This window comes from Devosia ureilytica (genome assembly GCF_024273195.1).
Classification (GTDB): Bacteria; Pseudomonadota; Alphaproteobacteria; order Rhizobiales; family Devosiaceae; genus Devosia; species Devosia ureilytica.
This window is the reverse complement of the sequence record NZ_JAMZCU010000005.1, coordinates 39,300-64,005: the sequence shown is the minus strand read 5'-3', so window position 1 is coordinate 64,005 and position 24,706 is coordinate 39,300. Positions and strand designations below refer to the sequence as shown.

At 62.7% G+C, this 24,706-nt stretch carries 28 protein-coding genes and 1 other RNA gene; 16 read left to right on the top strand and 13 right to left on the bottom strand.

Annotated elements, in window-relative coordinates:
• Window positions 1-121: 121 nt before the first annotated feature.
• From pal to NIM87_RS13565, 7 genes are all read right to left on the bottom strand, one after another.
• Complete coding sequence (gene pal / locus NIM87_RS13595) at window positions 122-586, bottom strand: peptidoglycan-associated lipoprotein Pal (RefSeq protein ID WP_254675502.1); 465 nt, start codon at window positions 584-586, stop codon at window positions 122-124.
• 756 nt (window positions 587-1,342) lie between these two features.
• The gene (locus tag NIM87_RS13590; protein WP_254675244.1) at window positions 1,343-2,368 is read right to left on the bottom strand and encodes a peptidoglycan -binding protein; all 1,026 of its coding nucleotides are present in this window, start codon (window positions 2,366-2,368) and stop codon (window positions 1,343-1,345) included.
• Window positions 2,369-2,371: 3 nt separating this feature from the next.
• On the bottom strand, window positions 2,372-3,358 hold the full coding sequence (locus NIM87_RS13585; protein ID WP_254675243.1) for a flagellar motor protein MotA: 987 nt from the start codon (window positions 3,356-3,358) through the stop codon (window positions 2,372-2,374).
• 118 nt (window positions 3,359-3,476) lie between these two features.
• On the bottom strand, window positions 3,477-4,271 hold the full coding sequence (locus NIM87_RS13580; protein ID WP_254675242.1) for an inositol monophosphatase family protein: 795 nt from the start codon (window positions 4,269-4,271) through the stop codon (window positions 3,477-3,479).
• A 131-nt stretch (window positions 4,272-4,402) separates the two neighbouring features.
• Entirely contained in the window at window positions 4,403-5,527 is a 1,125-nt protein-coding gene (locus NIM87_RS13575; RefSeq protein WP_254675241.1) for a tetratricopeptide repeat protein, read from the bottom strand.
• Window positions 5,524-6,129: a thiamine phosphate synthase gene (locus tag NIM87_RS13570; RefSeq protein ID WP_254675240.1), complete on the bottom strand. Its 606-nt coding sequence runs from the start codon at window positions 6,127-6,129 to the stop codon at window positions 5,524-5,526. Before NIM87_RS13570 ends, NIM87_RS13575 begins: the two co-directional genes overlap by 4 nt.
• Window positions 6,130-6,312: 183 nt before the next feature.
• A complete protein-coding gene (locus NIM87_RS13565) occupies window positions 6,313-7,341 on the bottom strand; it encodes a class I fructose-bisphosphate aldolase (protein ID WP_254675239.1) in 1,029 nt (342 codons plus the stop codon).
• Window positions 7,342-7,553: 212 nt separating this feature from the next.
• Here NIM87_RS13565 and NIM87_RS13560 point away from each other — a divergent pair, with 212 nt between their 5' ends.
• On the top strand, window positions 7,554-8,384 hold the full coding sequence (locus NIM87_RS13560; protein WP_254675238.1) for an aldo/keto reductase: 831 nt from the start codon (window positions 7,554-7,556) through the stop codon (window positions 8,382-8,384).
• A gap of 173 nt (window positions 8,385-8,557) precedes the next feature.
• Here NIM87_RS13560 and NIM87_RS13555 read toward each other — a convergent pair whose 3' ends face one another.
• The 5 genes from NIM87_RS13555 to tkt all read right to left on the bottom strand — a co-directional run bounded on the left by NIM87_RS13555 (window position 8,558) and on the right by tkt (window position 14,558).
• A complete protein-coding gene (locus NIM87_RS13555) occupies window positions 8,558-9,760 on the bottom strand; it encodes a phosphoglycerate kinase (RefSeq protein ID WP_254675237.1) in 1,203 nt (400 codons plus the stop codon).
• A gap of 629 nt (window positions 9,761-10,389) precedes the next feature.
• Window positions 10,390-10,674, bottom strand: coding sequence for a hypothetical protein (locus NIM87_RS13550; RefSeq protein WP_254675236.1), 285 nt, complete (start codon window positions 10,672-10,674; stop codon window positions 10,390-10,392).
• A 69-nt stretch (window positions 10,675-10,743) separates the two neighbouring features.
• A complete protein-coding gene (locus NIM87_RS13545) occupies window positions 10,744-11,274 on the bottom strand; it encodes a putative glycolipid-binding domain-containing protein (protein WP_254675235.1) in 531 nt (176 codons plus the stop codon).
• Between the two features lie 255 nt (window positions 11,275-11,529).
• On the bottom strand, window positions 11,530-12,537 hold the full coding sequence (gap, locus tag NIM87_RS13540; protein WP_254675234.1) for a type I glyceraldehyde-3-phosphate dehydrogenase: 1,008 nt from the start codon (window positions 12,535-12,537) through the stop codon (window positions 11,530-11,532).
• Window positions 12,538-12,584: 47 nt separating this feature from the next.
• Window positions 12,585-14,558: a transketolase gene (gene tkt, locus NIM87_RS13535; RefSeq protein WP_254675233.1), complete on the bottom strand. Its 1,974-nt coding sequence runs from the start codon at window positions 14,556-14,558 to the stop codon at window positions 12,585-12,587.
• 247 nt (window positions 14,559-14,805) lie between these two features.
• Here tkt and NIM87_RS13530 point away from each other — a divergent pair, with 247 nt between their 5' ends.
• The 9 genes from NIM87_RS13530 to NIM87_RS13490 all read left to right on the top strand — a co-directional run bounded on the left by NIM87_RS13530 (window position 14,806) and on the right by NIM87_RS13490 (window position 20,131).
• A complete protein-coding gene (locus NIM87_RS13530; protein WP_254675232.1) occupies window positions 14,806-15,093 on the top strand; it encodes a DUF4164 family protein in 288 nt (95 codons plus the stop codon).
• A gap of 4 nt (window positions 15,094-15,097) precedes the next feature.
• Window positions 15,098-15,469 (top strand): cell division protein ZapA, encoded by a 372-nt coding sequence (locus tag NIM87_RS13525; RefSeq protein ID WP_254675231.1) that lies wholly within the window; start codon window positions 15,098-15,100, stop codon window positions 15,467-15,469.
• 44 nt (window positions 15,470-15,513) lie between these two features.
• On the top strand, window positions 15,514-15,777 hold the full coding sequence (locus tag NIM87_RS13520; protein ID WP_254675230.1) for a type II toxin-antitoxin system ParD family antitoxin: 264 nt from the start codon (window positions 15,514-15,516) through the stop codon (window positions 15,775-15,777).
• Window positions 15,778-15,780: 3 nt separating this feature from the next.
• Entirely contained in the window at window positions 15,781-16,068 is a 288-nt protein-coding gene (locus tag NIM87_RS13515) for a type II toxin-antitoxin system RelE/ParE family toxin (protein WP_254675229.1), read from the top strand.
• Window positions 16,069-16,106: 38 nt separating this feature from the next.
• Window positions 16,107-16,264, top strand: a non-coding RNA gene (gene ssrS / locus NIM87_RS13510) — 6S RNA.
• A gap of 20 nt (window positions 16,265-16,284) precedes the next feature.
• Window positions 16,285-16,872: a 5-formyltetrahydrofolate cyclo-ligase gene (locus NIM87_RS13505; protein ID WP_254675228.1), complete on the top strand. Its 588-nt coding sequence runs from the start codon at window positions 16,285-16,287 to the stop codon at window positions 16,870-16,872.
• Window positions 16,869-17,693: a TIGR00282 family metallophosphoesterase gene (locus NIM87_RS13500; RefSeq protein WP_254675227.1), complete on the top strand. Its 825-nt coding sequence runs from the start codon at window positions 16,869-16,871 to the stop codon at window positions 17,691-17,693. Before NIM87_RS13505 ends, NIM87_RS13500 begins: the two co-directional genes overlap by 4 nt.
• Before the next feature lie 160 nt (window positions 17,694-17,853).
• Window positions 17,854-19,272 (top strand): alanine/glycine:cation symporter family protein, encoded by a 1,419-nt coding sequence (locus tag NIM87_RS13495; protein WP_254675226.1) that lies wholly within the window; start codon window positions 17,854-17,856, stop codon window positions 19,270-19,272.
• Window positions 19,273-19,390: 118 nt separating this feature from the next.
• Entirely contained in the window at window positions 19,391-20,131 is a 741-nt protein-coding gene (locus NIM87_RS13490) for a YebC/PmpR family DNA-binding transcriptional regulator (protein ID WP_254675225.1), read from the top strand.
• Between the two features lie 189 nt (window positions 20,132-20,320).
• Here NIM87_RS13490 and NIM87_RS13485 read toward each other — a convergent pair whose 3' ends face one another.
• The gene (locus tag NIM87_RS13485) at window positions 20,321-21,097 is read right to left on the bottom strand and encodes a GGDEF domain-containing protein (protein WP_254675224.1); all 777 of its coding nucleotides are present in this window, start codon (window positions 21,095-21,097) and stop codon (window positions 20,321-20,323) included.
• Window positions 21,098-21,409: 312 nt separating this feature from the next.
• On the opposite strand from NIM87_RS13485, the gene ruvC reads away from it, so the two are divergent.
• Genes ruvC through ybgC form a run of 6 tightly spaced genes read left to right on the top strand, consistent with a single transcriptional unit; the run spans window position 21,410 to window position 24,659 of the window.
• Window positions 21,410-21,916 (top strand): crossover junction endodeoxyribonuclease RuvC, encoded by a 507-nt coding sequence (ruvC, locus tag NIM87_RS13480; protein WP_254675223.1) that lies wholly within the window; start codon window positions 21,410-21,412, stop codon window positions 21,914-21,916.
• Window positions 21,913-22,530 (top strand): Holliday junction branch migration protein RuvA, encoded by a 618-nt coding sequence (ruvA, locus tag NIM87_RS13475; protein WP_254675222.1) that lies wholly within the window; start codon window positions 21,913-21,915, stop codon window positions 22,528-22,530. The genes ruvC and ruvA overlap by 4 nt, the downstream gene beginning before the upstream one ends.
• Window positions 22,527-23,561, top strand: coding sequence for a Holliday junction branch migration DNA helicase RuvB (gene ruvB / locus NIM87_RS13470; RefSeq protein ID WP_254675221.1), 1,035 nt, complete (start codon window positions 22,527-22,529; stop codon window positions 23,559-23,561). Before ruvA ends, ruvB begins: the two co-directional genes overlap by 4 nt.
• A complete protein-coding gene (locus NIM87_RS13465; protein ID WP_254675220.1) occupies window positions 23,558-24,058 on the top strand; it encodes an NUDIX hydrolase in 501 nt (166 codons plus the stop codon). Before ruvB ends, NIM87_RS13465 begins: the two co-directional genes overlap by 4 nt.
• Window positions 24,055-24,264: a helix-hairpin-helix domain-containing protein gene (locus tag NIM87_RS13460; RefSeq protein WP_254675219.1), complete on the top strand. Its 210-nt coding sequence runs from the start codon at window positions 24,055-24,057 to the stop codon at window positions 24,262-24,264. The genes NIM87_RS13465 and NIM87_RS13460 overlap by 4 nt, the downstream gene beginning before the upstream one ends.
• The gene (gene ybgC / locus NIM87_RS13455) at window positions 24,261-24,659 is read left to right on the top strand and encodes a tol-pal system-associated acyl-CoA thioesterase (RefSeq protein WP_254675218.1); all 399 of its coding nucleotides are present in this window, start codon (window positions 24,261-24,263) and stop codon (window positions 24,657-24,659) included. The genes NIM87_RS13460 and ybgC overlap by 4 nt, the downstream gene beginning before the upstream one ends.
• Window positions 24,660-24,706 lie beyond the last annotated feature (47 nt).

The window sequence follows — 24,706 nt, the reverse complement described above, 5'->3', positions numbered from 1 at the left end:
GCCGATAAAGAGCAATTTTGGTGAAAAGAAAGCGCCCGGGCCATTTTGTGGCTCCGGGCGCTCTTGCCTCCAGTTTTCACTGGATTCGTTTTGGAACTTTCGAGCGGCGAAAGCTCGGGATTTATTGGACGACGGTGACCGCGCGGCGGTTCTGGCTCCAGCAGGAGATGTCGTTACAAATCGCCACCGGGCGCTCCTTGCCGAAGGACTGGGTGGTGATGCGCTGGGCATTGACGCCCTTGGACACCAGGTAATTGACCGCAACCGAGCCACGGCGGGCACCCAGCGCAATGTTATATTCGCGAGTGCCGCGTTCGTCGGCATGGCCTTCGACCATGATGCGATAGTTCGGGTACTGGTTGAGCCAGGCGGCCTGCTTGTCGAGCGTGGCCATGGCTTCGCTGGTGAGCGCGCTGGAATCGGTCTCGAAGAACACGCGGTCGCCAACGGTGACGATGAATTCCTGCTGGCTGCCAGGGGCGCCGGCGCCGGCATTGCCGACCCCGGTCAGGCCGACATTGTCAGTGGCGCTGCGCGAACAAGCGGCGATAACAACCACGAACAGCAACATGGCTGCGGCGCGCATTGCGGTATTGATTGGGGCGGGGATGACCACGGGAGGCTCCTAAGAGAAGGCTAAAATCTTAAGGACGACATTTACCGCGCTTAATCTTAAGACCGGGTGTGCCAGGACGGTTAATCCTTGCCTAATGGGGCGCGGATGTGGCGGGAAACCAGGCTTTTTTGTGACGTTGCCATGGCGCAACACATCAAGGCACGCCGCTATTAAGGTTAAGCATGCGGTTATCAGGCACTCCCCGATCCCCTCGACACGAGAAGGCCGGCCACCCCATCCGCATGCCGCCCTCGGGCTCGACCCGAGGGCCTCGCACCACGCCCACGGGCTTCGCGCTCGGCTGAATTCGCACCTCGACAACGCCACTTATCCCCGCCACCAAATCCCGTGCCATAGTCCCTCCATCCCCACCGGCAACACGCGGTGCCGACGAAGCATCGGGTGGGGAGACGGGCCGCACGGTGTCGATCGGGCGGGGGCGTGTATGCTGACCACCGGCCGCTCAACCGAAGCGACTGGCGACAGGCGGCGATGGATGTCTAAAAACATCCGGGCCAAAGGTCTGCGCCGACAGCCTAGGGGATGAGCACCTGCAAGGGGGCCGCTCGATGCGTGCGTCACAAATCCCGATCGTGGGAAGCGGCTTTCGCCTCTTCTTTACTAATACCTTCGGGGCGAAAGCCGCTTTTCACCGTGCAAACGCGACGCCATCTGGCCGGGCGGCATATCAGCACGGGCTTGGCTTGCAAGCGCATCGGGCGCGGCTCAGCCTTCGGTCAGCTTGAATTCGATGCGGCGGTTGCGGCGATACGCTTCGTCGTTCTCGCCCGGATCGAGCGGGGTGAATTCGCCAAAGCCGGCGGCGACCAGGCGATTGGGCGAGACGCCGCGCGAGACGAGATATTGCGCCACCGAGATGGCGCGGGCGGCCGATAGCTCCCAGTTGGACGGGAAGCGGGCATTGGATATGGGGCGGCTATCGGTATGACCGTCGATGCGCAACACCCAGTTGATGTCGGTGGGGATTTCGGTTTCGAGCTGCAATATGGCGTCGGCCAGGGCGTCCAGTTCCGGCGTGCCACCGGGGTCGATATCGGCCTGGCCGGGGTCGAAGAGCACTTCGGACTGGAAGACGAAGCGGTCGCCGACCACGCGCACATCGGCGCGGGTTTCGAGAATCTGGCGCAGCCGCCCGAAGAAGTCGGAGCGGTAACGGCTGAGGTCCTGAACACGCTGGGCCAGTGCCAGGTTGAGGCGGCGCCCGAGGTCGGCGATCTGGGTGCGCGATTCCGTGTCGCGCGCCTCGGAGGCCTCCAGCGCGGCTTCCAGCGCCCCGATCTGGGTGCGCAGGGCCGCCAATTGCTGGTTGAGCAACGCGACCTGGGCCGTTGCCTCGTCCGACAGGCGCTCAGCATCGAGCAGGTCGGACTCGAGGCTGGCAATGGCGGCGTCGCGATCCCCGAGCCCGGTGTCGATCCCGGCGAGCTGACTGGTGAGCGCATCATTGTCGGCCTGCGCTCCTGCCAGGGTCGCCGTCAGATTGGCCAATTGCGCATTGAGGTCGTCAGAATTGGCGCGCTCAAGCTGCAACAGGTCAGTCAGCTCGGCGATCTGGCTGTTGAGCCGGGCCAGCGCGGTGTCGCGGCCCTGCAGTTCCTGGCCCAGGAAGAACTGGGTCAGCATGAACAGGGACAGCATGAAAATGATGACGAGCAAGAGGCTCGACAGCGCATCGACAAAGCCGGGCCAGTAATTGGCTTCCTGTCTGCGGCGGGCGCGCGCTCCAGCCATGGATCAGTCCCGGCGCTCGTTGTCGGCTTCGTTGAGCATGGCCTCGATCAGGTCTCGCAGCTTTTTGTTGGTCTCGCCCTGCTCGGTGATATAGCGCCTCAGGTCGTCCTGCTCGACGCGGATATGTTTGACCAGCCCGTCAATGCCGCGCGCCAGTTCTGCCATGGCGCGAATGGCATTCTGGGAGGAGTTCTGGTTCTGCATGCTGTCGCCGAGCTTTTCGAACATGGCCGCCATTTCCGGGCCACCAGCATTGGCCTGCATGGCGCTGACCGGGTGATCGAGTTCGGTCATCGAGGTCATCCAGTCCTCGAGGTCGGTGTAAAAGGCGTTCTGTGCCTGGCTTGTCTGGAGGTCGAGAAAGCCCAGCACCAGAGATCCGGCAAGGCCGAACAGCGAGGACGAGAACGCCGTTCCCATGCCGCCCAGCGGAGCCGCCAGACCCTCCTTGAGATTGGCAAAGAGCGAGGCCGTGTCGGCCGAGGTCACATCCAGAGCATTGATGACGCCGGCGACCGAACTCACGGTTTCAAGCAGGCCGTAGAAGGTGCCCATAAGGCCCAGGAAGACCAGAAGACCGGTGAGATAGCGCGAGGTGTCCTTGGCTTCATCGAGGCGATTGCCGACCGAATCGAGAATGGAGCGCATGGAGGACGGGGTGATGACCGCCTCGCCAATCCGCTCGCGCAGGATGCCGGCAACCGGGGCCAGCAGCACCGGCGGGCGCGTCGAGGTGACGGTGCCATCCTGGAGCGAATTGACCCATTTCACTTCCGGGAACAGGCGGAATATCTGGCGGAAGCTGAGGAAAATGCCCACGAACAGGGCAAAAAAGATCATCGAATTGATGAACGGATTGGCCCAGAAGAAGCTGACGATATTGGTGATCAGGATGGCGGCGACCAGCCCCACCAGCACCAGAAAGATCACGATCTTGACCAGATAAACGGTCGGGCTGGCGAGGTGATAGGGATCGTAAGTCTGCGTCATCTTTGCCGAACCTTGCCCCTCGCACGCAAATCAACCGCCTCGGAGTCTAGAGGCGGTCGAAAGGCGTGACAATGGAAAAGGTTAACGCACTGCCATGACAGCAATGGGGCAGAAAAACCTATTGAATGGTGCGCAGGGTTTTGAGCAGGGCGCCGTGCAGCGGTTCATTGCCCGCAACGATCTGGCCATTGGCGACCGAACCGGGCTGGCCGGCATAGTCGGACACGAGGCCACCGGCTTCCTTGACCATCAACAGACCCGGGGCGACGTCCCAGGGCTTGAGGCCGGCTTCCCAGAGCGCGTCGAAACGTCCGGCGGCGAGCCAGGCCATATCGACGGCAATCGAGCCCGAGCGGCGAATGCCGGCAACGGCGGGATTGACCGTTGCGAGCTGGCGCAGCTGCAACGTGTCATTGCTTGTGCCCTGGGTCTTGATGCCGGTGCAGACCACCGCATCAGACAGATGGCGGCGGTTGGCAACGCGCAGGCGTTTGGTATCGGCAAGCCAGGCGCCGCCGCCCTTTTCGGCGGTGTAGAGTTCATCCATCACTGGATTGTAGATCACCGAAGCGACGATTTCATCGCCGCGCTGCAGCGCGATGGCGACGGCAAACAGCGGGATGGAATGGAGAAAATTGGTGGTCCCATCGAGCGGGTCGATGATCCAGGTGTGCTGGCCATCGGTGCCCGCAACCTCGCCGCCCTCTTCCATCAGGAAGGCATAGGTGGGGCGGGCTTTGCGCAATTCGTCAAAGACGATCTGTTCGGCGCGGATGTCGGCCTTGGAGACGAAATCGGCTGGACCCTTGCGGGAGACCTGCAGGTTCTCGACCTCGTTGAAGTCACGCGACAGGGATTTGCCGGCCTTGAAAGCCGCACTGACCATGACATTAAGAAGGGCGGAACGCGCCATAGGGAGGTGCTCGCTAGCTCATGCGGGTCAGCCGGCACGGGCAGATCGGGCTGCCGGCCGGCAAAGGGACCATGGGGTCCCGCCGCTGGATTGAAGTGTGGCGGGCTTATTGCCCCAGAACCGCCCGCGGTTCAAGGGTCTTGCGTTTCGACTTCGGTTTGTTCCTCGGCGACCGGGTTGGTCGGGGATGGTGTCGTCACCGGCGGGAGCGGATTGGGATCGACCGCCTGACTGGGGGCGTTGGCCGGGTCGGTCGGGGTTGGCAGCATCGGGCCTTGAACGGCAGCCGGGGGCGCTTCAGCCACGGCGCTGGGCGGCGCGGAAGGCCAGAAACGGGCTCGTTCTTCGGCGCGTGCGAGGGCCTCGGGTGGAATGGAGACCAGAAGCCGGTCGAGATCGGGGTCGGTCAACCCCTGGCGACGGGACAGGGCGCGCCACATGGCAGCTTCTTCAAGGTCGAGCGTGGTCCCTTCGCCGACGGCCAACAACTTGGCATACCGGTTCTGGGCCACGACATTGCCGGATTCGGCAGCAATGCCATACCAAAGCGCCGCTTCCGCAACATTCTTCTCTACCCCTTGTCCGAGGTAGAGCAGGGTGGCGTAGTCTATCTGGGCATCAACCAAGCCCTCTTCCGCGGCCAATTTCATGTAGCGGGCGCCTTCCGCGAGATCTGGCACGACGCCCGCGCCTTCGAGCAGCATGGCGCCATAGTCGTAGAGTGCCTCGGGCAGTTCAGCGTCGGCTGCCTCCTTCATCAACGCAGCGGCGGTGATCAGGTTCGGCTCGACATAGACTCCTTCGACATGCAGCAGCGCCAGATTGTACTTGGCCGGTATATAGCCGGCATCGGCGGCGGCCTGGAACAGTTCGGCGGCGCGCTGGCGGTTGCGCGGAACGCCCACCCCGTCCTGGTAGAACATGCCCAACTCGAAGGTTGCCAGGCGATCGCCGTTGCGCGAGGCCAACTGGTACCAGCCGGCAGCCCGCTCGTAGCTCTGCACAACACCAAGGCCACGCGCATAGATTTCGGCGATCAGGGTCTGGGCGGCGGCATCGCCCTTCTCCGCACGGGGGAGGGCCAATTCCAGTGCCGTGAGGAAGTAGCCGCGCTGGAAAGCGCCGAAAGCATAGTCGATGCGTTTGCGGGGGCCGAAAACTTCGCTGCTGATCGCGTCGGCGGCGTTGCCTTGAGCCAGGGCCGGCAGGCACAGGCCCGAAAGGGCGACACAGACGACGGCGCGGATCAGCTTCATGCTTTTGCCTTGCTGGCCTTGTCGAAAGCGGTGAGGGTCACAGCGGCATCGGGAGATGACCAGATGCAATCGGAAAGAGCGATGAACTCGGCGTCAGTCGCGCCCAGGGTCCCGGGCTCAGCCGTCGGGTCGGACAGAATGGCGGGGATCTCAAATGTCTCCGCCCACCACTGGGCCAGTTCGCCAGCTTGCGGATCGGCGGTGCCGCCGAGCGGGCCGAACATGACATAGTCCACGTCCAGCTCGCCAAAGCTCATGGCGTCGTGGCGCGAGCGAACGTTGCCGACCCCGACGATGCCTTCGGGCTTGAGGGCAGAGACGGCGGCGCTGATCGCCTTGGTGCCGCCGGTGGTAACGTGCACGCCGTCGGCCCCAAGGCGGCGCGCCAGATCGACATCGTCTTCGATCAGCACGGCGGCGCCGGCGGCCTGGCCGATCTGCACCAGACGCTCGGCTAGTCCGGCATAAGCTGCATCGTCAAGCTTGCCGCGACGGACCAGCAAAGCCGAAACTTCGGGCCCCGACAGCACGCTCATGAGGAGGCGCGGAAACTGCTCCAGATGCGGGTTGTCCGGCGTGATGAGATAGAGCTGCGGAGCCATGATGTTTCCGGGTGATCGAGCCGATGCTCCCTAGGTCGCCATTTTGGCAACAAAGGGACAAGCCTCAATAGGGGATTGACCCCAGTGTAGGCAATGGCGCGAAGCCGGGAAGAAAAAAGGCGCGCGCTCCGGGAGGGATGCGCGCGCCAGCCGCGACGTTGGGATCGCGGGGAGAACTGAGACTCAAGCCGCCCGGTCGAGGTCGTTGGTCCATTCGCCAATAGCGGCCAGGGAGTTCATATGGGCACGGTGGGCAAAGGCCTGGCGCGCGGCGGTGAAATTTTCGCGCCGACCGGCCCAGGTGCGCAGGGCAACATTCTGCAAGGCGCGGCCATAGGAGAAGGTCATGGGCCAGGGTTTCCCCGCGAGGCGGTTCATGGCCGAAAGATGCGCGGTGGCTTCTTCATCGGTCTGGCCGCCCGAGAGGAAGGCGATGCCTGGGACGGCAGCGGGCACATGTTCCTTGAGCACATCGACGGTGCGACGGGCGACTTCCTCAACCGTGGGACGGTCGCGCGAATTAAGACCCGGCAGCACCATATTGGGCTTAAGGAGCATGCCGGCGAGATCGACGCCAGCCAGGCGCAGTTCCTTGAAGACATTTTCCAGAACGTCGCCGGTGACCTGGGCGCAGCGCTCCATGGAATGATTGCCTGGTTCGCCGTCGCCCACAACCTCGGGTTCGACGATGGGGACGATGCCGGCCTCCTGGCAGAGCATGGCGTACCGGGCCAGCACATGTGCATTGGCACGGATGTTGTTGCGGGTGGGGGCGATGTCATTGATGGTAATGACGGCGCGCCACTTGGCAAATCCGGCGCCAAGCTCGGCATAATGTTCAAGGCGCTGGCGCAGGCCATCGAGGCCCTCGGTGATTTTCTCGCCGGCCTCGCCGGGCATTGGGAAGGCGCCGCGATCGACCTTGATGCCGGGGATGACATCGGCGTCGGCAAGAATGGCGCGGAAGGGCGTGCCATCGGCGGCCGATTGCTTGAGGGTTTCCTCGGTGAGAATGACACCCGACACATAGTTCTTCATCGCTTCGGTCGCGCCGAACAGCATTTCACGATAGTCGCGGCGCAAATCGAGCGTATTGGGCAGATTGATCTTGGCGAAACGCTTGCCGATGGTGCCTTCGGATTCGTCGGCAGCGAGAATGCCCATGCCGGTGGTCATCAGCTTCTGGGCGATCGCATTGAGCGATTTGGTCATGGGTCAAAACCTTCGATGGGAACTGACCCTGAGATTAGACTTTCGTTACGCCGCTTTCGATTAGACCTCCGGTTATGCGACGAAAGGCTAATCTTGTATGGAAGATAAAATGGAACCGATTGCCGGGCTTGGAATTTGAGTTCCTCCATCGTAAGTTGCCGATAGTCCACTGGCGCTGTTGGCGCCCTTCCACGACAAATCAGGAAAAAAAGATGAGCACGCAAACACACGTGAGCTTCAATGACGGCCGCTCCATCCCACAAATCGGCCTGGGAGTTTGGCAGACCCCTGATGACGTCGCTGTCGAGGCGGTCAGCACGGCGCTCCAGACCGGCTATCGGCATATCGACACGGCGGCCGTCTATCAGAACGAAACCGGGGTCGGTAAGGGCATTGTAGCGTCGGGCGTTGCCCGCGGGGATATCTTTCTCACGACCAAGGTGTGGAACGAGGATCAGGGGTTTGACGAAACGCTCCGGGCCATGGATGCAAGTCTTGAGCGGCTCGGCACAGGCTATGTCGATCTTTATCTGATCCACTGGCCCTCGGCCTATCGCGGCAAGTTCATCGATACCTGGCGGGCAATGATCCGCCTGCGTGAAGAGGGCAAGGCGCTCTCGATTGGCGTCTCGAATTTCGAGGGCGATTATATCGAGCAGCTGATTGCCGAAACCGGTGTCACGCCCGCGATCAACCAGATCCAGCTGCATCCGCGTTTCCAGCAGAAGGCGATGCGGGACAAGCATGCCAAGCTTGGCGTGGTGACGGAGAGCTGGAGCCCGCTGGGGCAGGGCAAGCTTTTGGATGACCCGGTGATCGGGGACATTGCCAAGCGCCACGGCAAGAGCGCGGCACAGGTGATCATCCGCTGGCACCTCGACATGGGCCTGGTGGTCATTCCCAAGTCGGTGACGCCAAGCCGGATCGTCGAGAATTTCGACGTGTTCGACTTCGCGTTGAGCGAGGCGGACAAGGCAGCTATTGCCGGCCTTGATGCGGCGGACGGGCGGATCGGGTCGGACCCGGTGACAGCGCGGTTCTAGGTCGCGAAGGTCTGCCGCGCCGGCACCCCCACCCTCGCTTTGCTAGGGCCTTCGGCCCTGCGACGCTACCCTCTCCACAAGGGGGAGGGATGAACACTAGCGTCCCCGCCCTGCGCCTCCCTCCCCTTGATGGGGAGGGAATGAGGTGGGGTGATGTTCGCCTTGTAGGCTCTCTACTTCTTGAGCGCTTCGACGCCGGGGAGGGGCTTGCCTTCCATCCATTCGAGGAAGGCGCCGCCGGCGGTGGAGACATAGGTGAGCTTGTCCTTGACCCCGGCATGGGCGAGGGCGCCGACCGTGTCGCCGCCACCGGCGACCGAGATCAAGAGGCCATCATGGGTGCGCTTGGCTACATGCTTGGCAATGGCGACGGTGCCCGCGTCGAAGGGTTCCATTTCAAAGGCGCCGACAGGGCCGTTCCAGACCACGGTATGCGCATCATCGATAGCGCCAATGATGCGCTCGATGGAGGAGGGACCGATGTCGAGGATCATGCCATCGGGGTCCACGGCATCGATGCCATAGAGACGGGTCGGCGAATTGGCCTTGAAATGCCAGGAGACAACGGCGTCGATGGGCAGGATGATAGCGCAATTGGCCTTTTCGGCCTTTTCCATGATGCGGCGGGCGGTATCGGCCAGATCCTTTTCACAGAGCGACTTGCCCATGCCGTAGCCCTGGGCAAAGAGGAACGTATTGGCCATGCCTCCGCCGATGACGAGGCCATCCACCTTGGTGACGAGATTTTCGAGCAGGTCGATCTTGGACGAGACCTTGGCGCCGCCGACAATGGCGATGACGGGCTTTTTCGGCTTGCCCAGTCCTGATTCCAGAGCTTCGAGTTCGGCCTCCATAGCCAGACCCGCTGCGGCGGGGAGCAGATGTGCCAGGGCCTCGGTGGAGGCATGGGCGCGGTGGGCCGCCGAAAAGGCGTCGTTGATATAGCAATCGCCAAGGCTCGCCATGCGCTGAGCCAGATCAACGTCATTGGCTTCCTCGCCGGGATGGAAACGGGTGTTTTCCATGACGAGGACTGAACCGGCGGGCGCGGCGTCAATGGCGGCCTTGGCGGCGCTGACATCGACCCAATCGGTGGCGACGAAGCCAACAGGGTGGCCAGTCTGGTCGGCTACGGCGGCGCAGACCTGCTCGAGCGAAAATTCGGGATTTACCTGACCCTTGGGGCGACCGAAGTGGCTCAGAAGAATGACCTTGCCGTCCTTCTTGACGATCTCGCGGATGGTGGGCACCAGCCGCTCGATGCGGGTAGCGTCGGTCACCTTGCCGTCGGCCACCGGCACATTGAGGTCGGCCCGCAGGAGCACGCGCTTGCCCGTCAGATCGAGGTCATCGAGGGTCTTGAAGCCGTTGCTCATGGTGCTGCCTCCGAGGTCAGTTCTGTTCGGGACGTGGGTAACAGAGTGGCACGTTTGGCGGAAGCGGGGACAGAAAATTTCTCTGTGGTGACTGAATTGGGTCCAGCAGCAATCGCCGCCCGGCCTTGCGGCTTGCGGTGACACGGTGAAAAGCGGCTTTCGCCCCGAAGGTATTCGTAAAGAAGAGGCGAAAGCCGCTTCCCACGCCTGGGATTTCGGACGCATGCATCGAGCGGCCCCCTTGCAGGTGCTCATCCCCTAGGCTGTCGGCGAAGACCTTTGGCCCGGATGCCAGAGACATCCATCGCCGCCTATCGCCAGTCGCTTTGGTTGAGCGGCCGGTGGTCAGCATACACGCCTCCGCCCCGGCGACCCGGTGCGGCCCAGTCTTCCCGCCCGACACCTCGTCAGTGCCGCGTGTTAACGGCGGGAACGAGGGCAGTATGAGGGATGGTGGAGGGACCGGGGATTACTTTTGGATTGATGTGTTTTTTGAAGAGGATACGCCCTCCCAGTTTCGCTATGGCCTGAAGGCCAAGCTTCACTACCTCCCCCTGACAGGGGGAGGAGCGCATTGGCCCCGCTCTTGGAAGCCTTCTGGATGGCGTGCATCCAATGTTGCGCCGGTGTCAGGAGATGATTGCGGCTGCCTGGGTGCCGAGAAGATAGAGCAAGGGCGAGAGCAGCATTTGCCCGCCAAGGCGGAGCAGGTCGTGGACCATGACATGCTTGGCAAAGCCGTCGCTGGCGAGGGGGGCGGTGCCGACCAGGGCAAGGATGTGGCGATGGCGCCAGGACAGGAAGACCAGCATCAGCAACGCCGGTGCCGGGAGCAGCCAGACCATCTCGACACAACCGATCAGCAACCAGGTGAGCGGCAAGACTGACGATATCCGCCTGGTAAGAAGGAACATGGTGTTGCTCCGTTTCCGACACGGCAGTGCATAGGCTGATTTGGTGACAGCGGCGTGACCTCGTGCCGGTCAGGCGCGGGCGAAAAGGCCCGGATATTCCACGACCAAACCATTATCATCCACGCTCAGCGTGGCTTCAAAATTGGCGGATTGATAGTGATAATGGCTGGCGTCAAGCCGGGTGTAGAGCTGTTCAGAGCGCTTGAGCTCAAAGCTGGTGGCATCGATCCAGGCCATGGCGAAGCGTACCGGCTGATTGTCGGTGAAGGCGTGACGCCAGATCGGCAGCGAATTGGTCAGCGGGGTGGGCCAGATGTCGATGTCAATGCAGCCGCGCAGGGCCGAGATGGGCTCGGCGCGATCATCGGACCAGCTGCCAGCGCCATCGGCGAACAGTTCGAGCGTTTGGCCATCGGTGCGCTCGATCCTGACGGTGCGGGTGTTGCCGTTTTCATCGAGCTTCAAGCGATAGAAGAGACCGAAATCGGGGCCGATGATGGCGCCGCGAATGCGGGTGTCACGGCTCGTGGCGATGACGTGGCACTGTTCGGTGGTGGCGAGGTGAAGGCCGTGCCAGCGGATGGATCGATTGAGATTCATGGAACGCTCCGAGTTCGGGCACGATGCCGGAAGACGTTGATTTTGTCATCCGCTCTAAATCCTGTCCTCCTTCGGGAGATGGCGGCGCGTAGCGCCGGATGAGGAGGATGGCGCCGCGGTGTGGGAAAGCCCCCTCACCGTCCTCCGCTGCACTCCGGCCACCTCTCCCCGAGGGGGAGAGGAATAGCAGTGCGCGCATTCTCAACAAAAAAGGGCGTCCCGGAGGACGCCCTATAATTCAGGTCTGCAAATCGCCTAGAGCGTCTTGCCCAGGGCCACGGCGGTGTCGGCCATGCGGTTGGAGAAGCCCCATTCGTTGTCGTACCAGGACAGGACCGAAACGAAATTGCCGTCCATCACCTTGGTCTGGTCCAGAGCCATGGTGGAGGAATGCGGGTCGTGGTTGAAGTCGATGGAGACATTGGGCTGGGTGGTGTAGCCAAGGATACCCTTGAGCTCGCCGTCGGCATATTTCTTGACGGCCGCGTTGATTTCTTCGGCGGTCACATTGCGCTTGGAAATGAACTTGAAATCGACGCAGGAGACGTTGGGCGTGGGCACGCGGATCGAGACGCCATCGAGCTTGCCCTTCAACTCGGGGAGCACGAGGCCAATGGCCTTGGCAGCGCCGGTCGAGGTCGGGATCTGCGAGAGGGCAGCCGCACGGCCGCGATAGAGATCCTTGTGCATGGTGTCGAGGGTCGGCTGGTCACCGGTATAGGAATGGATGGTGGTCATCATTCCCTTTTCGATGCCGAATTCCTTGTGCAGCACATAGGCCAGCGGGGCCAGGCAATTGGTGGTGCACGAGGCGTTCGAGATCACCACGTCGTCCTTGGTCAGGGACGCATGGTTGATGCCATAGACGATGGTCTTGTCAGCGCCGTCGCCGGGGGCAGAAATGATCACCTTCTTGGCGCCGGCCTTGAGGTGGGCACTGGCCTTTTCCTTGGAGGTAAAGATGCCGGTGCACTCAAGCGCGATGTCGACGCCCATTTCGCCATGCGGCAATTCGGCCGGATCGCGGACGGCGGTAACCTTGATGGGGCCGCGGCCCACGTCGATGGTGTCGCCATTGACGGTGACGGTGCCATTGAAGCGGCCATGCACGCTGTCGAAACGGAACAGGTGGGCATTGGTTTCGACCGGGCCGAGATCATTGATGGCCACGACTTCGATGTCGGTGCGACCCGACTCGATGATGGCGCGGAGAACATTACGACCGATACGGCCAAAGCCATTGATGGCGACGCGAACTGCCATGTGAGACGCTCCTAGGGCGGGAGTTAGGAAGGGAGGGCAGCGCCCTCTTACAACTGTGCGGTGACGGCTTCAACAACGGCTTTGGCCGTAAGACCAAAGTGTTCGTAAAGCGCTTCGATGGGGCCGGAGGCGCCGAAGCCCTGCATGCCGACAAAGCGGCCATTGTCGCCCAGCAGCTTGTTCCAGCTCATTTCGGTGCCCGCTTCGATAGCCACGCGGGCCTTGGCCGTGCCGAGGACTTCGGCGCGATAGGCGGCGGACTGCTTGGCAAAGAGCTCCATGGACGGCACCGAGACGACGCGGGCGCTGATGCCCTGTTCGGCCAGCAGCTTCATGCCGTCGAGCGCGATGGCGACTTCCGAGCCGGTGGCAAAGATCACCGCATCGGCATTGGCATCGCCGGCCAGGGTGTAAGCACCCCTGGCCGAGAGGTTTTCGGCGGTGTGCTCGGTGCGAACGGTGGGCAGGTTCTGGCGCGAGAGCGCGAGAATGGATGGCATGCTCTCGGCCTCGAGGGCCAGTTGCCAGCATTCGGCGGTTTCCACGGCGTCGGCGGGGCGGAAGACCAGCAGATTGGGAATGGCGCGCAGGGCGGACATATGTTCGACCGGCTGGTGGGTGGGGCCGTCTTCGCCCAGGCCGATGGAATCGTGGGTCATGACGTAGATGACGCGCTGGTGCATCAGCGCCGACAGGCGGATGGCCGGGCGGGCATAATCGGTAAAGCACATGAAGGTGCCGCCATAGGGGATCAGCCCGCCATGGAGCGCAATGCCGTTCATGGCCGCAGCCATGGCATGCTCGCGGATGCCGTACATCATGTAGCGGCCGGAGTAGTTGTCGGCCTGGAAGGGCAGGGTTTCCTTGGTATTGGTCAGGTTCGAGCCGGTGAGATCGGCCGAGCCGCCCTGGGTTTCGGGCACGATGGCGTTGATGACGTCGAGCGCCATCTGGCTGGCCTTGCGGCTGGCAACCTTGGGCTTGTCGGCACTGAGCTGCTGCTTGTAGTCGATCATCGCCTGGGCGAAACCGGCCGGCAGTTCACCAGCCATGCGGCGCTCGAATTCGGCCTTGCTGGCCGAAGCGCCGAGACGCGACTGCCATTCGCCCCGCACATTCTGCGAGCGGAGGCCGGCGGCGCGCCAGGCGTCGAGGGTCTCGGCGGGGACTTCAAAGGCGGGGTAGGTGATGCCAAGCGCGGCCTTGGCGCCCGCCAGCTCCTCGGCGCCGAGGGGCGAGCCGTGAACCTTGTTGGTGCCAGCCTTTTTCGGGGCGCCGAACCCAATGGTGGTCTTGGCGGCGATCATGGTGGGCTTGTCGGAGTGCTTGGCGTCGAGCAGGGCCTTTTCGATGGCGGCCTGATCGTGGCCATCGATCTCGATGGTGTTCCAGCCCGATGCCTTGAAGCGGGCGATCTGGTCGGTGCTGTCGGAATTGGAGACGGCGCCATCGATGGTGATGTTGTTATTGTCCCAGATCACCACGAGCTTATGGAGCTTGAGGTGGCCGGCCAGGGCAATGGCCTCCTGGGAAATGCCTTCCATAAGGCAGCCGTCGCCGGCCAGGCACCAGGTATAGTGGTCAACAAGATCAGAGCCGAATTCGGCATTGAGCTTGGCCTCGGCAATGGCCATGCCCACGGCATTGCCGATGCCCTGGCCGAGCGGGCCGGTGGTGGTTTCGATGCCCTGGGCATAGCCATATTCGGGGTGGCCGGCGGTTTTGGAGCCAAGCTGGCGGAAGTTCTTCACTTCCTCCAGGGTCATGTCCTGGTAGCCGAGGAGATAGAGCGAAGAATAGAGCAGCATCGAGCCGTGGCCGGCCGAGAGCACGAAGCGGTCGCGATCAGCCCAATGACTGTCGGCGGGGTCGAACTTCATGACCTTGGTAAAAAGCACCGTGGCGATGTCAGCGCAGCCCATGGGCAGGCCGGGATGGCCGGAATTGGCCTTTTCGACCGCGTCCATGGAAAGGGATCGGATCGCATTGGCCAAGTCGTTCTGCTGGGCTGTGTTCGTCATGAGGAGGACCGCTCGCTTGCTCAAAAGTCTAGGGTTTGTCGGGAGCGGCGGCCGGGCCTGCCTCCTCCCAAAAGGCGGGGTTGAGGCATAACAGGTTCGGCTTGCCTGTCAATGTCACCAAAGGCCATTGCCGTTCGGTAGACGCCGGATTTCCGGGGAGTTGCCGTGTTAAGCCAGTTGCATTGCCATAATCGCTGGGGCAGGCTGGCGGGGTTGGAATCGTCGCGTCTTGAGGGCAGTAGCGGCCATGAGTGAGACGGAACTTGAAGAAGGCATGATCTCGGCGGCGGCCCGGTTTGACCGGGCATTGGCACGTCTGGGAACGAGTGCCCGCGACCTCAACACCCGTCTGCAGCGCCAGCAGCGCATGGAAGTGGATACCCAGCGGCTGGTGCATGAGCGCGCACGGCTGGCCACAGAACTCGACAAGACTGCGGCGCGGGCCAAGCGGCTCGACGACAGCGCCCACGAAGTGTCGCGCCGGCTGGTCGAGGCGATGGAAACCGTGCGCTCGGTGCTGGAAAAGGCGGAGTAGGCCAGTGCCCGAAGTCAATGTCGAGATCAATGGCCGCAAATATCGCATGGCCTGCGAAGAGGGGCAGCAGGGTCACCTGATCGGGCTGGCCGAGCGCTTCAACACCCATGTCGAGGGGCTAAAGGGCGCGGTCGGCGAAATCGGCGACAATCGGCTGACGGTGATGGCTGGCATTGCCGTGCTCGACGAATTGTCCGAGGCCGAGCGCCGGATCAAGGCGCTGGAGGCCCAGGTGGCAGAATTGTCCCAGGCGGGGCAGGATATCGCCGCCGAACTCGAAAGCACCGAGGCGCAGTTCGCCGCCAAGCTGAGCGAAGCGGCCAAGGCGCTCGAAGGCGTCGCCGATGCACTGGACGAGACGGTGCCCCTGCCGTAAGTTGGCAAAAATTGGCAAACTTTGCCAATGGTTCGGAGGTTCCGATGGCCACGATGAACGTATCCCTGCCCGATGCCATGAAGGAATGGGTGGAGCAGCAGGTCGAAACCGGACGCTACGCCAACAGCAGCGACGTTGTGCGCGATCTTGTTCGCAAGGAGCAGGAGCGGGCCCGGCAACAGGCCGATTTTGATCGGGTTGTGGCCGAGGCGCTGGATAGTCCGCGCCATAGTTATACCAAGGATGAATTGCTCGACCTGGTGATGAAGAGAGCGGAAGCTGCCATCGCAAAGCGGGAGAAGCGCTGAGATATGGCATGGAGAACTGCCGAACTTGCCGACAGCGATCTGGAATGGATCGCTGTCACGGGCATAGAGCAGTTTGGCGTTCGCCAGTCCCGCAACTATATCGCGAAAATTGTCGAGATGTTCGACACCTTGTCTGCAAATCCGCTGTTGGGCATGGAGCGAACGTCGGCTAACGGGCCGGTGCGCCTCATGCCAAGTGGCCGGCATCACATTCTTTATGTGGTCGAGGACGAAGACGTCGTCATTCTTCGAATTGTTCACGCGCTGCAAAACTGGCCTGATTTGATATGAGCGCCCTTTGCAGCGGGCCGCACATGCGCCTATATCTGTGTTCGCTGCCCGGCGCGTGTGGACACACATATCCCCGGGGCCTTAATCGATCCTGAGGGAGCTGTCCCTGACCGGGCCCGTGGGCTCGGACATACGGCGCCCACCTACGTATGTAGGTTCCCGGGATCAGATGTCCCACGGCCAGGGCGGCACCGAATTCTAGACCAAAGAGGGCGCATGGCGGACGAGGCATTGGAACTAGCAAAGGCCGCTTTGCGCCGGGACGCCCACGCTGTGCGCGCTGGACTTTCCCAGGAAGACCGCGCCGAGGCCGCCAAGGCCGTCGCATTGCATTTTTTCGAAACTATCGCCTATGCCCCGGAAGACGTGGTGGCCGGCTACTGGCGCATTCGCGATGAGCTGGACTGCCAACCCATTCTCATCCGGCTGATGGACAGCGGGCAAAAGGTGGTGCTGCCGGTGGTCGCGGGCGACGAGGAGCCGCTGGACCTGCGGGTCTGGGAGGCCGACGCGCCCCTTTATGAGGCCGGGTTCGGCACGTTGGCGCCATCCGACCTCGCACCACGCGCGGTGCCCGACGTGGTGCTGATGCCGTTGCTGGGTTTTGACAATGAAGGCACGCGGCTTGGCTATGGCGGCGGCTATTATGATCGAACGCTGGCGGTGCTGCCGAAAAAGCCAATGCTGATCGGGCTTGCCTTTGCGGCTCAGGAGTTGGCGCATATTCCGCGCGAGGGCCATGACGTGCCTCTCGATGCGATCGTTACCGAGAACGGCGTGCGTTTCTTCGGACCCAAAGCATGAGGCTGTTGTTTTTGGGCGACGTGGTGGGCCGCGCCGGTCGCGATGCGGTCAGCGAGCGCCTGCCAGGGCTGGTCGCGCGCTACAAGTTCGACTTCGTGGTGATCAATGGCGAGAACGCCAGCCACGGCAAGGGGCTGATCGAGAGCCATTTCCAGTCGCTGCGCGATGCCGGAGCCGATATCGTGACCCTGGGCGATCATGCTTTCGACCAGCGCGAGGCGCTGAGCTATATCGAGCGTGAGCCAACGCTGATCCGGCCGATCAATTATGCGCCGGGCACGCCGGGGCGGGGCGCCATGATGGTCGAGGGGCGCAACGGGCACCGCGTGCTGGTGGTCAATGCGCTGGGCCGGGTGTTCATGCCCCCCATCGACGATCCGTTCCGGGCCGTCGATGCGGCGATTTCCGAGGCGCCGCTGGGCGATGTGGCCGATGCGGTGATCGTCGACTTTCACACCGAGGCCACGTCAGAAATCCAGGCCATGGGGCATTATCTGGATGGCCGCGCCACGCTGGTGGTGGGCACGCATACCCATATCCCGACTTCGGATCATCGCGTGCTCAAGGGCGGGACCGGCTTCATGGCCGACGCCGGCATGTGCGGGGATTTCGATAGCATCATCGGCACCGATACCGACGAGCCGTTGAACCGCTTCCTGACCGGCATTCCAAATGGCCGGTTCACCCCCGCCGAGGGTGAAGCAACGCTCTGCGGCGTGGCGGTGGACACTGATCCTGCAACAGGGCTGGCGCGGCATATCTGCCCGCTGCGCGTCGGCGGCGTGCTCAGCCAGATGCTGCCGGACTTTCCCGAGGCCTGACGTACTGGCAGATTTCCCCCCTTGCCGGGCCGAGCGAATTAGGGTCCGATCAGTTCTGTTGCGCCTGGGGCGCACTTATTGGGTTGGCTAAGAAGGAAAGACAGGCCCCGGACGCGGCACGACGTGCCGATCAATCGTCCACGCATGCAGGAGTGGGGCCATGCTCGATCCGGTCATCAATTTTCTCAACGACATCTTCTGGGGCTATGTCCTCATATATGGTCTGCTGGCGGTAGGCCTGTTTTTCACCGTGCGACTGGGGTTTATCCAGTTCGTCAATTTCGGTGAAATGTTCCGTGCCGTTCTTGGCAGCAAGAAGAACGACAGTGCCGGTATCACGCCGTTTCAGGCGCTGTGCACGAGCCTGGCATCGCGCGTCGGCACTGGTAATCTGGCTGGCGTTGCCGTTGCGCTCTACCTAGGCGGGCCGGGCGCCATTTTCTGGATGTGGATGGTGGCGCTGGTCGGCATGGCCACGGCCTATTCGGAATCCACGCTGGCGCAGCTTTACAAAACCAGGAACGAGAACGGCGAGTATCGCGGTGGACCCGCTTTCTACATTGCAAGGGGCTTGGGTGCGCCCTGGGCCGGCGTCGTGTTCTCGGTCTGCCTGATCCTGGCCTTCGGGCTGGTGTTCAATGCGGTGCAGGCCAATTCGATTGCCGATGCCATGCAAGGCGCCTTTGGCTTTGACAAGATCTGGGTCGGGGTGGCGCTGGCGGCGCTGTCGGGGCTGGTGATCTTTGGCGGCATCAAGCAGATTGCCCGGGTGGCCGAGATTACGGTGCCGTTCATGGCCGTGGTCTATCTGCTGGTGGCGCTCTATGTGGTGGCCATCAATATCGGCGAAGTGCCCGGGGTGCTGGGCAATATCGTGCAGAGCGCCTTTGGACTGGACGCCGCCGGTGGCGGGATTGCCGGGGCGCTGCTCAATGGGGTCAAGCGCGGGTTGTTCTCCAACGAGGCCGGCATGGGCTCGGCGCCCAATATCGCGGCGGTAGCGACGCCCGACCCCCATCACCCATCCTCGCAAGGATTTGTGCAGGCGCTGGGCGTGTTCATCGACACTATTCTCATCTGTACCGCGACGGCGCTGATGATCCTGCTTTCGGGGGTGATGGGCGACGGCAGCGACCTGACCGGGACGCCGCTGACGCAGGCGGCGATGACCGTCCATATCGGCGGGGCAGGGCAATATTTCATTGCCATCGCCATTCTGTTCTTTGCCTTCACCTCGATCATCGGCAACTATTCCTATGCGGAAAACGCCATGACCTATCTGAAGGTGGGCAATATGGCGGGGCTAACGGTGCTGCGGCTGGGCGTGCTCGCCATGGTGGTGTGGGGGGCTTACGAAAGCGTCGCCACGGTGTTTAACGCCGCCGATGCCTCAATGGGGCTGATGGCGACGGTGAACCTGATTGCCATCGTGATGCTTTCGGGAACGGTAGCGAAACTCACCAAGGACTACCGGGCCCAGCGCAAGGCGGGCAAGGAGCCGCTGTTCCACGCTGCCGATTATCCCGAACTGGCCGACAAGATCGACCAGACAATCTGGAACAAGCACGATCCGGGTTGATTGATCTGGGGTAAACCCGGCGCCCGTTCCGCCGACAAGCGGGGCGGGCGCTTTATTTTTGCCGTGCGGCCCCCTATAAGCAGCCCGAAATTCCAGAATTGCTTATCCGAGGTATTGAATGGCCGGCCATTCCCACGCCAAGAACATCATGCACCGCAAGGGCAAGTCCGACGCGGTCCGCTCCAAGGTCTTTTCCAAACTGGCTCGCGAAATTACCGTGGCCGCCAAGATGGGCCAGCCTGATCCGGCGTTCAACGCGCGCCTGCGCCTTGCCGTTGCAAATGCGCGCAGCCAGTCCATGCCCAAGGACAATATCGACCGCGCCATCAAGAAGGCGGCCGGTGCCGACAGCGAGAACTATGACGAAATCCGCTATGAGGGCTATGGCCCGGGTGGCGTGGCCGTGATCGTCGAAGCGCTGACGGACAATCGCAATCGTACCGCCTCGAATGTGCGCTCGTACTTCTCCAAGAATGGCGGCGCGCTGGGTGAAACCGGCTCGGTGGGCTTCATGTTCGACCGCGTGGGCGAAATCACCTACCCAGCGGCGGTAGGCACCGAGGACAAGGTCATGGAAGCGGCCATCGAGGCCGGTGCCGACGACGTCGAGAGCGACGAAGAAGGCCACTATATCTACACCAGCTTTGAGACCATGGCGGAGGTGTCGGCAGCGCTCGAAGCCGTGCTGGGCGAAGCCGAGGCGGTCAAGGCCATCTGGCGGCCGCAGACCCAGACGCAGATCGACGCCGAAAAGGGCGCGACGCTGATGAAGCTGATCAATACGCTCGAAGAAGACGATGACGTGCAGAACGTCTATTCGAATTTCGACATGAGCGACGAAGACGCCGCCAAGCTTTAGGGCCAATCGACATTGAGCTGATGCTGGCCTGCAAATGTCAGTTTTCTGCGCTGCCGGTGCTCACGTGGTCGATGTACGCTGCGCTCCGGCTCTCGAAAACCGACATTTACGGCTGAGCCAGGGCGAAATGGCGACTGGTCCCAGGTCGGTGACTTCTGGATAGCGGGCGGTCCCTTGGGGCCGCCCTTTTTATGCCGTGCGCCGGATGTTGATGGAGGGGTGATCCTCGACCTGCACCACGGCGGCGATGTTGCGGCCGGCATGCTTGGCGCCGTAGAGGCGCTGGTCGGCAATGCGGAACAGCTGGGCAAAGCTGGTGGTCTGCGAGAAGGCGGCGCCGCCAACGCTAACCGAGAGCCGCCGCGCTTCGCCATGCGGGCTGAACTCGGCCGTGTTGACCGAGACGCGAATGCGTTCGGCCACGACCTGTGCCTGGTGCTGGGTGACGCCGGGCAGGAAGACGGCAAACTCCTCGCCGCCCATGCGACCGACAAGGTCACCATTGCGCAGGGTGGAGCGGATGGCGCGGGCGATGATGGTCAGTGCCTCATCGCCAAGATCGTGACCATAGAGATCGTTGATTGCCTTGAAATTGTCGGCGTCCACCATCAGCAGGGCGCCGCAATTGGACGAGGCCGGATCGCGCAGCCACGCATCGATGCGGCTGGTAAAGGCGCCGCGGTTAAGGCAGGCGGTGAGGCTGTCGGTACGGGCAACGCGCCCCAGCCGCGCGTTGGCAATGGCCAGGCCGCGCATGCGAACGCTGAAATAGAAAAACAGCGGTGCGCCGATCATGATGGGCAGTGCGGCCGCGCTGATCAGCAGCCGGGTGGCCAACTCGCCGCCCAGGTCACCGAAGACGATGAGGGTAAAACTGATCGAGGCGGCAACGCAGGCCATGGTGCCGAACAGCGTCCAGCGGCCGACGCTGGACCAGCCTTGCAGTGTCGGGGCGCGCGGTGACATCATTGCGCGCAGCGGGCGGCGTTGGAACGGGGAGCCGATTGTGGTGCGAAATTCGGGGCCAACGGTAAGCTCGAAGGCGAGCCAAAACCTTGGCAGTGCCGGAAATTCCTGTGTCCGGCTTTATTGTTCTCCGCCTCTGCCATTTATGCCCCATTTGCCTGAATTCCCGGACCGCTAGCTAGCCCGAGTTTCCTCAACACGGTGTTTGTCCATCTGGTAAAAATTGAACGAAGTGGCTGGGACTGTGCGTTTGTTGCTCATTTGTTCACTTTGCACTTGGTATGATTGGCCGGCGTCACTACAAGGAACATCATGACACGGGCTGTGAGAATCATCGGGATCGATCCGGGGCTGCGACGCTGCGGCTGGGGCATTATCGAAGCGCTGGACAATCGGCTGAGCTTTGTCGCCGGTGGCACGCTGACGCCGCCGGTGGATGGACCACTGGCCCAAAGGCTGGCGGCGCTGGCCGAGGGGCTGAATGCCATTCTCGACACCCATGCCCCGGACGAGGCGGCGGTGGAAGAAACCTTTGTCAATGCCGGGGCGCGCTCGGCGCTTATCCTGGGGCAGGCGCGCGGCGTGGTCCTGGTAACCCCGGCCATGCGCGGGTTGGTGGTGGCCGAATATGCGGCCAACCTGGTCAAGAAATCGGTGGTGGGCACGGGACATGCTGACAAGAACCAGGTGGCGCTGATGGTCAAAACGCTTCTGCCCAGTGCAGTGATCAAGGGAGCGGACGCGGCAGACGCGCTGGCCATTGCCATCTGCCACGCGCATCACCGCGTTTCCGCTCGCCGCATGGGAGCCTTTGCATGATCGGCAAGCTAAAGGGCCTGATCGACAGTTTTGGCGACGATGTCGTGCTGATCGATTGCGGCGGGGTCTGCTACGAGGTGTTCTGCTCGGGCCGGACGCTGCAGGCGCTGCCCCGGGTGGGCGAAGCGGCGGTGGTATTCATCGAGACCATCGTGCGCGAGGATTTCATCAAGCTCTATGGCTTTGCCAGCGAGGCCGAAAAGGGCTGGTTCAACCTGCTGACCAGTGTGCAGGGCGTGGGCGCGCGCGTGGCGCTGGCGATCCTGTCGGTGCTTTCGCCAGCCGAGCTTTCAAGCGCGGTTGCCTTGCAGGACAAGGCGATGATCGGGCGCGCCAATGGCGTCGGGCCAAAGCTGGCGGTGCGCGTGGTCACCGAGCTCAAGGGCAAGGTGCCGGCGCTTGGCGGGATCGATGCGGGCACGCTGGGGCTGCAGGCGGCCCTGGGCGAGGGCCTCGCCGCCGGCAATATCTCCGATGCGGTCTCGGCGCTGACCAATCTGGGCTATTCCAGCGCGCAGGCTTCGGGCGCGGTGGCGCGGGTGGTGGCCAAGGAAGGCGATGATACCCCAACCGAGAAGCTGATCCGGCTGGGCCTGCGGGAGCTGAGTGCGTGACCCTTACTTCTGCATCTGCTGGCCGCGACGACAATCTTGATGTCTCCCTGCGCCCGTCCGGTTTTGCCGATTTCGTCGGGCAGGCGGCGGCGCGGGCTAATCTTGAGGTGTTCATCCAGGCGGCCAGGCAGCGCGGAGCGGCGCTGGACCATGTGTTGTTCGTGGGCCCGCCGGGGCTGGGCAAGACCACGCTGGCGCAAATCATTTCGCGCGAGCTGGGCGTGGGTTTCCGCGCCACGTCCGGCCCGGTGATCGCCAAGGCGGGGGATCTGGCGGCGCTGCTGACCAATCTCGAAGACCGCGATGTGCTGTTCATCGATGAAATCCACCGGCTCAACCCGGCCATCGAGGAAGTGCTCTATCCGGCGATGGAGGATTTTCAGCTCGACCTGATCATCGGCGAGGGGCCGGCGGCGCGTTCGGTGCGGATCGATCTGGCAAAGTTCACGCTCGTAGGGGCGACCACGCGGGCGGGCCTGCTGACGACGCCGCTGCGCGATCGCTTCGGCATTCCGGTGCGGCTCAATTTCTATACGCCTGAGGAACTGGTGCAGATCGTGACGCGCGGGGCGCGACTGATGGGGATGCCGATGGCGGCGGACGGGGCGATGGAAATTGCCCGGCGCTCGCGTGGCACGCCCCGCATCGCCGGGCGGCTGCTGCGCCGGGTGATCGACTTCGCGCTGGTTGATGGGGTTGCCGAGGTCAATCGCGCCGTGGCCGACAAGGCACTGTTGCGCCTCGATGTCGACGCGCGGGGGCTGGATCAGCTGGATCGGCGTTATCTCACAACCATTGCCGACTTCTACAATGGCGGACCGGTGGGAATCGAAACCATTGCTGCGGCGCTTTCGGAACCGCGCGACGCCATCGAGGAAATCGTCGAGCCTTATCTGTTGCAGCAGGGGTTCATCCAGCGCACGCCGCGCGGGCGGATGCTGACGGCCATCGCCTTCCAGCACCTGAACCGGGTCGTGCCGCAGGGCTTTGTCGGGCTGCAATCGAGCCTCTTCGAGGAGACCGAGGAATGAGCGCCCGCCACGTCATCAGTTTTCCCATCGAGGGGCAGCGGTTCAATTTTCGTGTGGCCGGGATCATCATTGTCGATGGTCATGTGCTGGTCTGCCGGGAGGACGATGATGGCTACACCATGCTGCCCGGCGGGCGGATCGAATTGGGTGAAACGAGCGCGCTGAGCCTTGAGCGCGAGATGGCCGAAGAGCTGGCCATGCCGGCAACGCTGGGGCCGATGATCGCGACCTCGGAGAGTTTTTATCGCCGCGCGGGCGAGGACTTTCACGAGCTGGGGTTTTTCTACACGGTTGACCTACCGGGGCAGGGGCCGAATGGTACGTCGCCCTGGCTGCAAAGACCCGACGAGGGGCATATCCTCTCGTTTTATTGGGTGCCATTGGCAGGGGATGCGCTGGAGGCCTTCAATCTCCAGCCCCGCTGGCTACCGGAATTTCTGCGGAACTTGCCGGACCAGCAGACCCATATAGCCTATGACGAGCGGGAACCGGCATGAGCGCTGCGACGGACCGGATCGCTGATAGTGTCAAGCTCAGCCGTCCGGCGCAGCGGGCGCTGGCGGCGGCCGGGATCATCACGTTTGCTGACCTGGCGCTTTGGGTCCGCCAGGATGTCGCTGATTTGCACGGGATCGGGCCGAAGAGCTTTGTCGAACTGGAGCCGGCCATGTCCGCGCGTGGGCTGAGCTTCAAGTCGCCATGACCCAGCACATCATTCCGGTTCGCATCTACTATGAGGACACCGATTTTTCGGGGAATGTCTATCACGCCGCCTATCTCAAGTTCTTCGAACGCGGCCGGACCGAATTGCTTCGCGATCTGGGCATTCATCACCATGAGCTGGCAAGCGAGGGCTTGGCCTTTGCCGTGCGCGCGATGGAAATCGACTTTCGGGCCGCCGCGCGGATCGATGATTTGCTCGAGGTTTCGACCGAAGTGGCAGAAATGAGCGGTGTGCGGCTGGTGCTCAATCAGACAATTTCGCGTGAAGGCGTGGCCGTCACTTCGGCGCGGGTAAGCGTGGTGACGATCAAGATGAGCGGAGGACCGGCGCGCCTGCCCAAGGCTCTGCGGCAACGTCTAGAACCTGGCGCCTAGCTGTCAGCCAGCGGACCAAAGGTCACGATCCGGTCCCCAGACTCTCT